The sequence below is a fragment of the Bacillus sp. MT94 genome (assembly GCF_058792475.1).
Genome location: NZ_JBXAEZ010000002.1, coordinates 54021 through 68366, shown reverse-complemented (window position 1 = coordinate 68366; position 14346 = coordinate 54021). Strand labels below are relative to the sequence as shown.

The following is a 14346-nucleotide window of genomic DNA, read 5'->3' as shown; positions in this document are numbered from 1 at the left end:
TTGTAGTTTATTTGCATAAAAAATGCTAAACTATTACTGTAAAAAAATACACTACAATGAATGCAGCCAAAAGGGGTGTAGGAGATGATTAGTCAACTTTCATGGAAAGTTGGAGGCCAACAAGGTGAAGGAATTGAAAGTACAGGAGAAATCTTCTGTATTGCATTAAACCGATTAGGATATTACCTATACGGTTACCGCCACTTCTCATCACGTATAAAAGGCGGCCATACAAATAATAAAATTCGTGTAAGTACAACAGAAGTACGCGCGATCTCAGATGATTTAGATATTTTAATTGCTTTTGACCAAGAAACAATTGATTTTAACTTCCACGAACTACGTCCAGGTGGAATTGTAGTTGCGGATGCGAAATTTAATCCAACAATACCCGACAATACAGATGTAAATCTATATGTGATACCGTTTACAGATATTGCTTCAGAATTAGGCACATCGTTAATGAAAAACATGGTTGCTGTTGGAGCATCAAGTGCAGTATTAGGATTAGACGAAACAGCTTATTTAGATGTTGTTGAAGAAATCTTTGGTCGTAAAGGAGAGCAAGTCGTTCAAAAGAATATGGACGCAATTAAACGCGGCTCTCAATATATGAAAGAATTACTAGGTGAGAAAGTAAACATGATGCAGCTTGAAAAAGCTGATGGTAAAAAACGCATGTTTATGATTGGAAACGATGCAATCGCATTTGGTGCGGTAGCTGGTGGTGCTCGTTTTATGTCAGCATACCCAATCACACCTGCATCAGAAATTATGGAATACTTAATTAAAAAATTACCGAAAGTCGGCGGAACAGTAATCCAAACTGAGGATGAAATTGCAGCTTGTACAATGGCAATCGGCGCAAACTATGCTGGTGTTCGTACATTAACTGCATCTGCTGGTCCTGGTCTGTCATTAATGATGGAAGCAATCGGTTTAGCAGGTATTACAGAAACCCCATTAGTAATTGTTGATACACAACGTGGTGGTCCAAGTACGGGATTACCGACGAAACAAGAACAGTCTGACTTAATGGCGATGATTTACGGTACGCATGGTGAAATTCCAAAAATCGTAATGGCGCCAAGTACAGTTGAAGAAGCTTTCTATGACATTGTAGAAGCATTTAACTTATCTGAAGAATATCAAGTTCCTGTTATTTTCTTAACAGATTTACAGCTTTCGTTAGGAAAACAAACAGTAGAACCACTTGAATTAGATAAAGTGGAAATCCGTCGTGGTAAGCTTGATTTAGAAGCAGAATTACCAGAACGTGAAAATAAAGCATACTTCAAGCGTTATGAAGTAACTGAAGACGGCGTTTCGCCGCGTGTTTTACCTGGTATGAAAAATGGTGTTCACCATGTTACAGGTGTAGAACATGATGAAACTGGAAAGCCATCGGAATCAGCAATAAACCGTAAAGATCAAATGGACAAACGTTTCCGTAAAATGGAGAACTTGAAGTTTAATACCCCTGTTTATAAAAATGTTAAGCATGAAGAAGCAGACGTATTGCTTGTTGGATTTAACTCAACTCGTGGTGCGATCGAAGAGGCAATGACGCGTTTAGAACAAGAGGGTATGAAAGTAAACCATGCTCATGTGCGTTTAATTCACCCGTTCCCAACAGCTGAAATCGATCCACTTGTGAAAAAGGCGAAGCGTGTTGTAGTAGTAGAAAACAATGCAACAGGTCAGCTTGCTAACATTATGAAAATGAATCTTGGTAATGGTGAGAAAATTTCTAGTCTTTTAAAATATGATGGAAACCCATTCTTGCCGAAAGAGATTTACAACGAATGCAAAAAAGGGGTTGTATTAAATGGCAACATTTAAGGACTTTCGTAACAGTGTAAAGCCAAACTGGTGCCCAGGTTGCGGAGACTTCTCAGTGCAAGCTGCAATTCAACGTGCAGCAGCTAACGTTGGCTTAAATCCAGATGAACTTGCTGTTATTTCTGGTATCGGCTGTTCAGGCCGTATTTCAGGTTATATTAATTCATATGGTGTGCATAGTATTCATGGTCGTGCCCTTCCAATTGCACAAGGTGTGAAAATGGCAAATCGTGATTTAACAGTTATCGCTTCAGGTGGTGACGGTGATGGATTTGCGATTGGTATGGGACATACAATCCATTCTATTCGTCGTAATATCGACATTACGTACATCGTAATGGATAACCAAATTTACGGGTTAACAAAAGGGCAAACTTCACCACGTAGTGAAGCGGGATTTAAAACGAAAAGCACACCACAAGGTTCAATTGAACCATCACTAAATGTAATGGAAATGGCTTTAACAGCTGGTGCGACATTTGTGGCGCAAAGCTTTTCGAGTGATTTAAAAGAATTAACACAAATTATTGAAGCTGGTATTAACCATAAAGGATTTTCATTAATTAACGTATTCAGTCCATGTGTTACTTATAATAAAGTAAATACTTACGATTGGTTTAAAGAGAACTTAACGAAACTAAGCACAGTAGAGGGATATGATCCATCTAATCGCATGATGGCTATGCAAACGTTAATGGAAAATAACGGTTTAGTAACAGGTTTGATTTATCAAAATACTAAGCAACCATCATATCAAGAACTTGTTAAAGGCTATAGTGAAGAGCCTTTAGTGAAATCTGATTTAAATATGGATCAGAAAATGTTTGATGAGCTTGTTGCTGAATTTATGTAATGTAAGAAGAGGAGGTTGCCGATTTGGCAACCTTTTTTATGTGCAAAAAATATAGGGTAGTTTTATTTACTTAGAAAATTCAGAATGGTAAAATAATATGTAAATCGTTGTATGAAAATGGCAAGTTCATTGCTTATGAAATGTAAGATAATAAAGGGCCTCTGGATTGTTAAAATTGGCGAAACAAGTCATACTATGGTAATGTTTATAGGGATAAAGCAATATGCTTTTGGGTAGGACAACAAGAAATGATAAAAAGGGAATGTCTATTTGCGTGGGGAAGACTTCATTCTTATGAATGATTAGATTGATTACTCAAGTTTCAAAGGACAAGTTATCTCCAAGCTATCTAACCATTTTTGAGGTGAGTCTAAGCGCATTAAAATGGACTATAGAGTGTGTATAGTTAAGGGTGAAAGGAGATTACCGATGAACGAGCAACAACGATTAGCAAGTCAACAAGCAAATTCCTCTACGAAAAAAGAAGAGAAAGATTATAGTAAATACTTTGAAAGTGTATATCAACCACCTTCCTTAAAGGATGCGAAAAAGCGCGGGAAAGAAGAAGTTAAAATTGAACGGGATTTTGGCTTACCTAAAGAGTTTCGCAATTTTGGTACAGGCCGAAAGTTCTATATTCGTACATATGGTTGTCAAATGAATGAGCATGATACGGAAGTAATGGCAGGTATTTTCACAACACTTGGATATGAACCAACTTTTTCAACTGAGGATGCAGATGTAGTTTTATTAAACACTTGTGCCATTCGTGAAAATGCTGAAAATAAAGTGTTTGGTGAACTAGGCCATTTAAAGTCACTAAAACGAAGAAATCCGGACCTTTTAATTGGTGTATGTGGTTGTATGTCTCAAGAAGAATCTGTTGTAAATAAAATTATGCAAAAAAATCAGCATGTAGATATGGTGTTTGGAACGCATAATATTCATAGATTACCGTACATTCTAAAAGATGCGATGTTCTCGAAGGAAACGGTAGTTGAAGTTTGGTCAAAGGAAGGCGACGTAATTGAAAACCTTCCGAAAGTACGTCGTGGTGATATTAAAGCTTGGGTAAATATTATGTATGGCTGTGATAAGTTCTGTACGTATTGTATTGTACCGTATACACGAGGAAAAGAGCGAAGTAGACGTCCAGAAGATATTATCCAAGAGATTCGTCACTTAGCTGCGAATGGTTATAAAGAAATTACATTACTTGGACAGAACGTAAATGCATATGGTAAAGATTTTGAAGATGTAAAATACGGTCTTGGTGATTTAATGGACGAACTTCGTAAAGTTGATATAGCCCGTATTCGTTTTACAACGAGCCATCCACGTGATTTCGATGATCACTTAATTGAAGTACTTGGCAAAGGTGGCAACCTAGTAGAACATATCCATTTACCAGTTCAATCTGGAAGTACAGATATGTTGAAAATTATGGCGCGTAAATATTCGCGTGAGCATTATTTAGAACTTGTAAGAAAAATTAAAGAAGCAATTCCAGATGCAGTATTAACAACAGATATTATCGTTGGTTTCCCAAATGAAACAGATGAGCAATTTGAAGAAACGATGTCGTTATATCGTGAAGTAGGATTTGATACTGCCTTTACATTTATTTATTCTCCTCGCGAAGGTACACCAGCTGCAAAAATGAAAGATAATGTACCGATGGAAGTAAAGAAAGAACGTCTTCAACGCTTAAATACACTAGTAAATACGTTGGCAATTGAAAAGAATAGTCGTTATAAAGGTCAAATTGTAGAAGTGTTAGTTGATGGGGAAAGTAAAAATAATCCGGAAGTACTTGCAGGTTATACTCGTACGAATAAACTTGTAAACTTCGTTGCTTCAAAATCTTTAATTGGTCAGCTTGTGAAAGTAAAAGTAACGGAAGCAAAAACTTGGTCTCTTAACGGGGAATTAGTTGAAGAGCCGATTGAGGTGAAATAATAGATGAAAGTATATTCGAAAGATGACATTGTTGAACAAGCGAAAGAATTAGCAAAAATGATTTCTGAAACAGAAGAGGTTGATTTTTTTAAGAAAGCAGAGGCGCAAATTCATAAAAATGAAAATGTAAAGCGCGCAATCGATGAAATTAAAGCACTGCAAAAACAAGCAGTAAACTTGCAACATTACGGGAAATGGGAAGCTTTAAAAAAGGTAGAAGCTGAAATTGATGCATTGCAAGATAAGTTAGACAGTATTCCAGTTGTACAAGAATTTAAATCTTCACAAACATATGTAAATGACTTATTACAGTTAGTTGCTAGTACAATTTCTAACAACGTAACAGATGAAATATTAATTTCAACTGGTGGCGATGTACTTAAGGGTGAAACTGGCGCAGCGGTAGAAAGTAAAAAAGGAAATTGTGGTTGTTAAAGAGATGTCATATTGACATCTCTTTTTTTTAGTTGATTAAACGTAAGTTCTTCTCAAAAAAAGAATGACACATTCCGCTATTGTCACGCATATGATTAAGTGAATAGTGATTGAGGAGGGTTACGAATGTCCGAATTTAGAGAGATTATTACAAAAGCAGTGGTTGGAAAAGGACGTAAGTATACAAAGTCAACGCATACATGTGAATCGAATAATGAACCAACAAGTATTTTAGGGTGCTGGGTAATTAACCACTCGTACGAAGCAAGAAAGAATGGGAAGCATGTGGAAATTGAAGGTTTCTATGATGTGAACACTTGGTATTCATTTGATGGAAATACAAAGACTGAAGTTGTAACAGAACGCGTGAACTACACGGACGAAGTAAGCATTGGTTATCGTGATAAAAACTTTTCTGGTGACGATTTAGAAATTATTGCTCGTGTTATTCAGCCACCAAATTGTTTAGAAGCGCTTGTATCACCAAACGGTAATAAAATTGTTGTAACTGTAGAACGTGAATTTGTAACAGAAGTAGTTGGAGAAACGAAAATTTGTGTAAGTGTAAATCCTGAAGGCTGCGTAGAATCAGATGATGATTTCCAAATTGCTGATGATGAATTTGAAGAATTAGATCCGAACTTTATCGTTGATGCAGAAGAAGAGTAATAGAAAGCTAGGGAGAAGTTCTTCCTAGCTTTTTACTTTACATAAGTGGCGCTGAATGAACATGATTCTTTATGAAATATGTTATAATGAAGATAGACTCCTGAAATAGGAGATATGGATGTCCGTGAAATGTGACATATATGAAAATTGATTACTATGTAAGAATTATGGAGGAAAAGTATGACGCAATATACCCCTATGATACAGCAATATTTAAAGGTTAAGGCAGACTATCAAGATGCCTTTTTATTTTTCCGATTAGGCGATTTTTATGAAATGTTCTTTGAAGATGCCGTTAAAGCAGCTCATGAGCTTGAGATTACATTAACGAGCCGAGATGGTGGCAGTAGTGATCGTATACCGATGTGCGGTGTACCCCATCATGCAGCTAAAAACTATATTGAACAACTTGTTGAAAAAGGATATAAAGTTGCTGTTTGTGAGCAAGTGGAAGATCCAAAAACAGCTAAAGGTGTAGTGCGCCGTGAAGTAGTACAACTAATTACGCCAGGAACGATGATGGAAGGGCGTACAATTGATGAGAAAGAAAACAACTTCTTAGCCGCATTAACACATTTTGAAGATGGATCATATGCTTTAGCTTGTAATGATTTAACGACTGGACAAAATACAGTAACGTTATTGACTGGTTCAGTAGAAGATATTTTATTGGAAGTGTATGCAACTGGTTCGAAAGAAATTGTTGTAGATTCTTCATTTTCTAAAGATGAATTAAATAAATTAACTGAAACGTTAAAAATGACAATTTCATATGAAGATGCAACGGCAATTCCTGAAGGATTAGAACATCTTGTGAAAAATGTTTCGCAAGCAAAGTTAATTAAAGCAATTGGACGCTTATTTAACTATGTGATAAGAACGCAAAAACGTTCATTAGATCATTTACAACCTGTAGAAATTTATTATACGAATCAATTTATGAAAATTGATGTGCATTCAAAGCGAAATTTAGAGCTGACGGAAACACTTCGAACGAAAGAAAAAACAGGATCATTATTATGGCTATTGGATAAAACAAAAACAGCTATGGGTGGTCGTATGTTAAAACAGTGGATGGAACGTCCACTTATTCAGAAAGAAAAAGTTGAAGAGCGTTTAGAAATGGTTGAAACATTTGTAAATGATTACTTCTTACGTGAAGATTTAAAAGAAAAATTAAAAGAAGTATATGATTTAGAACGTTTAGCAGGAAAAGTTGCATTTGGTAATGTCAATGCAAGGGACTTATTACAGTTAAGACGATCTTTACTTCAAGTGCCAGCTATTTTAGAAGCGATTAGTTTGTTAGATAATGCTTATGCAGCAAGGTTAATTCAAGGAGCGGATCCATGTGAGAGCTTAACTGAATTACTAGGAAGAAGTATTCAAGAAAACCCACCGCTTTCTATTAAAGATGGAGATATTATTAAAGACGGTTATAATGACAAGCTTGATCAATATCGTTACGTTAGTAAAAACGGAAAAACGTGGATCGCTGAGCTTGAAAAACGAGAGCGTGATATTACAGGAGTTAAATCGTTAAAAATCGGGTACAACCGTATTTTCGGCTACTACATTGAAGTGACGAAGGCGAATCTTGCAGCACTTCCAGAAGGCCGCTACGAACGAAAACAAACGCTTGCTAATGCTGAACGTTTCATTACAGATGAACTGAAAGAAAAAGAAACGTTAATTTTAGAAGCAGAAGAAAAAATTGTACAACTAGAATACGATTTATTTACAGCGCTTCGTGAAGAAGTAAAAGTATTTATTCCGAAATTACAACATTTAGCAAAAGTAATTAGTGAATTAGACGTACTGCAAAGTTTTGCGACAGTTAGTGAAGAAGAACAGTTTGTAAAACCTGTACTAACAACGAAGCGTGAAATCTTTATTAAAGATGGTCGTCATCCTGTCGTTGAAAAAGTATTGAACGGGAAATTGTATGTACCGAATGATTGTATTATGCCAGAGAAGATGGATGTCTTTTTAATTACAGGACCGAACATGTCTGGTAAAAGTACGTATATGAGACAATTAGCACTTGTAACTGTTATGTCGCAAATCGGTTGTTTCGTACCAGCAACAGAAGCAGTATTACCTGTATTTGATCAAATCTTTACGAGAATTGGTGCAGCGGATGATTTAATATCAGGTCAAAGTACATTTATGGTCGAAATGTTAGAAGCGAAAAATGCAATTGCAAACGCATCAGAAAGAAGTTTAATTTTATTCGATGAAATTGGACGAGGTACATCTACGTATGATGGTATGGCACTTGCACAAGCAATCATTGAACATATTCATGACCAAATTGGTGCAAAAACGTTATTCTCTACGCATTATCATGAATTGACTGTGTTAGAAGAGAGTTTAGATCAACTGAAAAATGTACACGTTTCAGCAATTGAAGAGAATGGAAAAGTAGTATTCCTTCATAAAATTCAAGATGGAGCAGCTGATAAAAGTTACGGAATTCACGTTGCGCAACTTGCAGAGCTTCCAGATAGCTTAATCGCCCGCGCGAAAGAAGTGTTAGCACAACTAGAAGGACAGGAAGAAATTATTATTCCAAAGCGTGTAGAAGTAAAGGTACAAGAAGTTGTTCCAGAACCTGTAGTTGTAAAAGAAGAACCGGCAGAAATACAAGAAAAGAAAGAAGAGACTGAAGAAGAGTCACAACTATCTTTCTTTGGAGGAGACCAATCTTCAAAAAAACAAGACAAGCCTGTGCTTGATCAAAAAGAAAGCGCAGTACTTGCGCAAATTAAAAAAATTGATTTACTTGATATGACACCTTTAGAAGCGATGAACGAATTGTATCGCTTACAGAAGAAGTTAAAGAAAGGATGAGTAAGTAGATGGGGAAAATTCGCAAACTCGATGACCAACTCTCTAACTTAATTGCGGCAGGGGAAGTAGTAGAGCGCCCTGCTTCAGTCGTAAAAGAACTTGTGGAAAATTCTATCGATGCGAATAGTACATCTATTGAAATCCACTTAGAAGAAGCTGGGTTATCGAAAATTCGTATCATTGATAACGGTGATGGTATTGCAGAAGAAGACTGTATCGTCGCTTTTGAACGCCATGCGACGAGTAAAATTAAAGATGAAAACGATCTGTTTCGCATAAGAACACTCGGTTTCCGCGGTGAGGCATTGCCGAGTATTGCCTCTGTTAGTGAATTAGAATTAATTACTAGCACAGGTGATGCGCCTGGTACACACCTCATAATTAAAGGTGGAGACATTATAAAACAAGAGAAAACTGCGAGCCGAAAAGGAACAGATATTACAGTACAAAACTTATTCTTTAATACACCAGCGCGTCTTAAATATATGAAAACCATTCATACGGAGCTCGGGAATATTACAGATATCGTGTATCGTATTGCAATGTCACATCCAGAAGTATCGTTAAAACTGTTTCATAATGAAAAGAAATTGCTTCATACATCAGGTAACGGTGATGTAAGACAAGTACTTGCATCGATTTACAGTATTCAAGTTGCGAAGAAGCTTGTTCCAATTAAAGCTGAATCTTTAGACTTTACAATTAAAGGCTATGTAACATTACCAGAAGTAACGAGAGCATCTCGTAATTATATGTCAACGATCGTAAATGGTCGTTACGTTCGAAACTTTGTACTAATGAAAGCAATTCAGCAAGGATACCATACATTACTGCCAGTCGGCCGGTATCCAATTGGCTTCTTATCGATTGAAATGGATCCAATGCTAGTTGACGTTAACGTACATCCAGCGAAGTTAGAGGTTCGTTTTAGTAAAGAACAAGAATTGCTAAAGCTGATCGAAGAAACATTGCAAGCTGCATTTAAAAAAATACAGCTCATTCCAGATGCAGGCGTAACAACGAAGAAAAAAGAAAAAGACGAAAGTGTGCAAGAACAGTTCCAGTTTGAGCATGCAAAGCCGAAAGAACCATCTATGCCGGACATTGTTTTACCAACTGGAATGGATGCAAAACAAGAAGAACCGCAGGCTGTGAAACAGCCACCACAACTGTGGCAACCGCCGAAACAAGAATGGCAACCACCACAGTCGCTCATAAGAGAAGAACAAAGTTGGCAACCATCTACTAAACCGATAATCGAAGAACCAATTCAAGAAGAGAAATCGTGGGACAGTAATGAAGAGGACTTTGAACTAGAGGAATTAGAAGAAGAAGTTCGGGAAATAAAAGAGATTGAAATGAACGGGAATGACTTACCACCACTTTATCCAATTGGACAAATGCATGGAACATATATTTTCGCTCAAAATGATAAAGGCTTATATATGATTGACCAGCATGCCGCGCAGGAACGTATTAATTATGAATACTTCCGTGATAAAGTAGGAAGGGTAGCGCAAGAAGTACAAGAGTTACTTGTACCATACCGTATTGATCTATCTCTTACTGAATTTTTACGTGTCGAAGAACAGTTAGAAGAACTAAAAAAAGTCGGGCTATTTTTAGAACAATTCGGCCATCAATCCTTTATCGTTCGCTCGCATCCAACATGGTTCCCGAAAGGACAAGAAACAGAAATTATCGATGAAATGATGGAGCAAGTTGTTAAACTAAAAAAAGTTGATATTAAAAAGTTACGTGAAGAAGCAGCCATCATGATGAGCTGTAAAGCATCCATTAAAGCGAATCAATATTTAACGAACGATCAAATATTTGCCTTACTGGAGGAATTACGTACAACAACAAACCCATACACATGCCCACACGGAAGACCGATTCTTGTGCATCATTCTACTTATGAGTTGGAGAAGATGTTTAAAAGGGTTATGTAGAGTGAATAAAATTACTTTTCAAAAGGGAGCAACATTTACTGTTGCTCCCTTTTAATATGTAGATTTAATTGTTAAATGAAAATAAGGTGGAGTAATTTTGCAGTTTATTTCTTGGTTGCGTTAGCTTAAATTTATCTATGTATAAAAAAGCGCTGTATACAGCACTTTTTAAAAGGTGCATGAATTGTATCATAAAGATTTCTACATTACTAACCAAATAACTATGCATGGCCAAATGTTGCTTCTTATTTGGCTAATTGTTATAAGGATCTATACAATTATTTATTTTTATTATTATTGATTTTTTCAGTGTATAGAACTTGCTCTTTATAGTGCTTCTTAATTGGAAAGTTATGTGTACCTGTCCCGTTCTTGAATTTTTTGTCAATGGGGTTCTTTAGAGGAACTGTTGTAGTTTCAGTAAATTCATATGGGTAATTTATTTTAGATTTATCTTCAAACATGAAAATGCCTCCTTTTAGGATCTCCTAAATTCTTTACTATAACATGATATGCATATAGATATTTTTTGGACTAGTTATTTATATAGGTTAATGGAATTTAATTACATAACTACTGAAACATTTTAAAGGAAAACAATTTGAGAAAGAAATGGTATGAATAGCTGTTGGCTCTTATTGTTGTTTTTTTTGTTTGACAGCACAGTGAATTATGTATATAAATTCAATATAGATTGTTTTTATAATATGGTTTATATGGGGTTTTCCTGATAATATAATGTGGAATATTATAGTGTTATTAGGTTATTAGGAACATTTAATGCTGTTTCATAAATGAAAGGGAATTGAAAAAAAACTGAAACTTTTCTCATAAAAATTCAATCTAACTTGAAAAATGAAAGGAAAATGAAATTTTCCAAAAGATATTCTTTGTTAAGATAAAAAGCATACATACAAAAAGTATTGACATATCTTAAAAATGTATTTTCAAGATATAGTGGGGGAAAAGATGAGATTAGAAAAACAATTAATAAAAAAGATGTATTATGAAACATTCCTAATGGAGAATGAAACAAAACCAACTCTTGACGTACTTGGACAAGCTTATGTAAACGAAGAAAAAAATGAGATTTCTGATGGGTCTTATATTCGTTTTGCACAAGGTGAATTTTATTATCGTCATCAAGATTTTGAAGCAGCTATTTTTAAATGGGAGAAGGTTAGTAATGAATTAGCACCATGGGCACAAAAAAATATTGCGGATGCTTATTTCGAACTTAATCAGTTATCATTTGCTGAAAATATTTATACTTCTATTACTACTGATAATAAAATATTGATGACCGAAATTAGACTACAATTACTTTCTCTTTACATTGAGCAAAATAATTTTGACTCAGCTTTCGGTGTTATTAAAGAAGCAGTTTCTTTAAATCCTGATTATCCGAATGTCACAAAAATTGCCCGTTCCTTTTATGAGGAACAGCAAGATTTTGATAGTGCAGTAGAGCTTGCTGTGAATGAGTTAATTCGCATAGAATCGTATCCTTGGTTTGAGGTGTTAAAAGGATATATCGATAAAGGGTTTACTAAACATATTTCACCAGACTATTTTTATGATGCATTAGCTACATTAAATAATGTAGATCAAGTACAATTTACGCAAATGGTTTCATCACTCTGGAACAGTTATAAAAATGAAAAAAATTACTTATTGTGGCTTAACACAATAAATGAATTTTTCTTACATATTGAAATACATTCGTCCGATATATGGAACAAAGTTTCTGCTCTTTACGAAGAAACGTACTTTGCATTAATTCAAGGTCAATATACGCTTAGACAATTAAATGATATCATACCAAATCTGTTAGCAAATTGGTTAAAGGTAGTCAATCCATCTTATGCTGTATTTCCATCTGCAGCTGTATTGGCATGGGATGAGATTTTCCCTTCCAAAATAGATTCAGCAAATATAGAACATGCGGAAAACTTACTGTCACATTCTATTAATCATGTAAATGGCTTAGAGTACAGCTTACACCTTTTTGAATCTATTACACAATGGGCACAAAAGCACAATATAGAAATAGGTCACCGATTTAAATGGCTAGTTGACGAGCTCGCAGATTTAAGAACAAATCGTATTTTAGTAACGGGAACTTCAGGAAACGGAAAAACTACATTTATTAACTCTATATTAGGAGAAAATATATTAGAAAAATCAATTTCAAATGTAGTAGTTTTAAAAAATGATGCTCATATAGAAATAAACGCTATAACAGACTCAGCAATTACAACAACGGAAGATGTCTCTGATTACCATAATATGATGTCTCAGCACCATCAAACATATAGAGATAGAGCGTGTGTTGAATTTAAATTACCATGCAGATTTTTAAATGAAAATAAACTTACATTTGTAGTGACACCTGGCTTTAATAGGAATAACGACACTAGAGATGAGATATTTGAATATTTAAATTCTGTAGACGAATTACTATTCGTATTGAATGCGGATTCACCTTTTACTGATAAAGAACGTGACATTCTATTAAGTATTCAAGAACATACGCCAAATTTACAAATTCATTTCTTATTAAATAAAATCGATAACATTTACAGTGAAGCAGAAGTGAAAAGGGTATTACATGATACGGCAACGAGAATAAACACATATTTCCCGCATGCGAGAATTTTCCCTTATTCTTCGTTATATACAAATAGTCAACAATTAAATGATTTAACTGAGTTTATTCATTTTAACTTTAATCATAAACATATAGATGCAGAACGTACTGAAAAGTTATTATATTTCATTCGAAAAACAATTACATATCTTTTGGATAAACGTGTTGAGAAAGAAAACAATCTAGTGGATGCTATTAATTGGAATGAAGATATGCTAGTGAAACTAAACGGTAGCATTAATAACCTTACTGCATTTGAGCGGGAAAAAATTCATCTCATTACACAATCATATCGTTCAATGAAAACTGAAATTACAAATGATCTTACTGAAAATATTCCGAAGATATTAAAGAGCTGTTCTAATTTAATTAGTGAAGAAAGTGATTTCGGGCACATGGATACGGAACTAAATAAAGCAATGAATGAAAGGGTGCATAAATATTTAGAACAAACTGTATTACCTAATCTTGCTCTTTCTATGCAAAATTGGATTGCAACTTCTAATAATGAGCTTCTTCAAAGTCAAACGTATTTAGAAGAACTTAGTGAAGGGCTTAATTCACTATTTGGAGAAAATAGAATACAGTTAGAATGTGACTTTAAAGTGCTTGATGACTGGCGCAGAGATACTGACAGGATGACGACTAGAATACAAATGGATGAAGTAAATATTTTACGTCGATTTACGCCAGCACAATTTTTACTGAAAAGTGCCGGTAAATTATTTGGAGTTCTTCCTAAAAATAAATCTATGCTATATAACAAATACAAACAGTATGTAGAAAATGAAGATTATACTGAAGTAACGGCTTCTATTATGAAGAAATTTTTCTTGCAATTTGAGCTGTTTGAAAACACACAAGAGCGAGATATTAATATATTCTTTAGGAATCCATTTAACTTCTTAAAGCAAGCTGTAGAAAACACGCATTTAGAAATACAAGAAAAACAAGAGATATTACATAAGATGAAATCAAATCCTGAAATCTATCATGATTCTATCATGCTCTTTGAATTGAGATTGCGTCAATGTGAAGTAATTTTAAATATGGGTAATGATAATACCTATACGGATGTAGCTTTAGAAACAAGCGTAGAATAAAAGTAAAAGGGAGCAACTGTAATAAGTTGC

Annotated in this window: 9 protein-coding genes; 8 read left to right on the top strand and 1 reads right to left on the bottom strand. The window is 34.8% G+C overall.

What is annotated here, in order from left to right; translation table 11 throughout:
* Positions 1-84: 84 nt before the first annotated feature.
* The 7 genes from AC1Q51_RS05965 (at position 85) to mutL (ending at position 10563) form a co-directional block, all read left to right on the top strand.
* Positions 85-1842 carry a 2-oxoacid:acceptor oxidoreductase subunit alpha gene (locus AC1Q51_RS05965; protein ID WP_492331445.1) on the top strand — a complete coding sequence of 586 codons (1758 nt, stop codon included), beginning with the start codon at positions 85-87 and terminating at the stop codon, positions 1840-1842.
* Positions 1829-2695 (top strand): 2-oxoacid:ferredoxin oxidoreductase subunit beta, encoded by an 867-nt coding sequence (locus AC1Q51_RS05960; RefSeq protein ID WP_000190155.1) that lies wholly within the window; start codon positions 1829-1831, stop codon positions 2693-2695. Before AC1Q51_RS05965 ends, AC1Q51_RS05960 begins: the two co-directional genes overlap by 14 nt.
* Before the next feature lie 429 nt (positions 2696-3124).
* Complete coding sequence (gene miaB / locus AC1Q51_RS05955; protein WP_492331444.1) at positions 3125-4654, top strand: tRNA (N6-isopentenyl adenosine(37)-C2)-methylthiotransferase MiaB; 1530 nt, start codon at positions 3125-3127, stop codon at positions 4652-4654.
* A gap of 3 nt (positions 4655-4657) precedes the next feature.
* Complete coding sequence (locus AC1Q51_RS05950) at positions 4658-5089, top strand: YlbF/YmcA family competence regulator (RefSeq protein ID WP_000870460.1); 432 nt, start codon at positions 4658-4660, stop codon at positions 5087-5089.
* A gap of 126 nt (positions 5090-5215) precedes the next feature.
* Positions 5216-5758, top strand: coding sequence for an outer spore coat protein CotE (gene cotE, locus AC1Q51_RS05945; RefSeq protein WP_001288799.1), 543 nt, complete (start codon positions 5216-5218; stop codon positions 5756-5758).
* 180 nt (positions 5759-5938) lie between these two features.
* On the top strand, positions 5939-8611 hold the full coding sequence (gene mutS, locus AC1Q51_RS05940) for a DNA mismatch repair protein MutS (RefSeq protein WP_000195993.1): 2673 nt from the start codon (positions 5939-5941) through the stop codon (positions 8609-8611).
* An 8-nt stretch (positions 8612-8619) separates the two neighbouring features.
* Positions 8620-10563, top strand: coding sequence for a DNA mismatch repair endonuclease MutL (mutL, locus tag AC1Q51_RS05935; protein ID WP_097822628.1), 1944 nt, complete (start codon positions 8620-8622; stop codon positions 10561-10563).
* A gap of 278 nt (positions 10564-10841) precedes the next feature.
* Here the strand turns inward: mutL and AC1Q51_RS05930 are convergent, their stop codons facing one another.
* A complete protein-coding gene (locus AC1Q51_RS05930) occupies positions 10842-11027 on the bottom strand; it encodes a hypothetical protein (protein WP_000461138.1) in 186 nt (61 codons plus the stop codon).
* Between the two features lie 505 nt (positions 11028-11532).
* On the opposite strand from AC1Q51_RS05930, the gene AC1Q51_RS05925 reads away from it, so the two are divergent.
* Positions 11533-14316, top strand: coding sequence for a dynamin family protein (locus AC1Q51_RS05925; RefSeq protein WP_097913826.1), 2784 nt, complete (start codon positions 11533-11535; stop codon positions 14314-14316).
* Positions 14317-14346 lie beyond the last annotated feature (30 nt).

Coding starts and splice junctions, on each gene's coding strand:
- AC1Q51_RS05925 (WP_097913826.1), top strand. CDS start 11,533: ATGAGATTAGAAAAACAATTAATAAAAAAGATGTATTATGAAACATTC.
- AC1Q51_RS05965 (WP_492331445.1), top strand. CDS start 85: ATGATTAGTCAACTTTCATGGAAAGTTGGAGGCCAACAAGGTGAAGGA.
- AC1Q51_RS05960 (WP_000190155.1), top strand. CDS start 1,829: ATGGCAACATTTAAGGACTTTCGTAACAGTGTAAAGCCAAACTGGTGC.
- cotE (WP_001288799.1), top strand. CDS start 5,216: ATGTCCGAATTTAGAGAGATTATTACAAAAGCAGTGGTTGGAAAAGGA.
- mutS (WP_000195993.1), top strand. CDS start 5,939: ATGACGCAATATACCCCTATGATACAGCAATATTTAAAGGTTAAGGCA.
- AC1Q51_RS05950 (WP_000870460.1), top strand. CDS start 4,658: ATGAAAGTATATTCGAAAGATGACATTGTTGAACAAGCGAAAGAATTA.
- miaB (WP_492331444.1), top strand. CDS start 3,125: ATGAACGAGCAACAACGATTAGCAAGTCAACAAGCAAATTCCTCTACG.
- mutL (WP_097822628.1), top strand. CDS start 8,620: ATGGGGAAAATTCGCAAACTCGATGACCAACTCTCTAACTTAATTGCG.
- AC1Q51_RS05930 (WP_000461138.1), bottom strand. CDS start 11,027: ATGTTTGAAGATAAATCTAAAATAAATTACCCATATGAATTTACTGAA.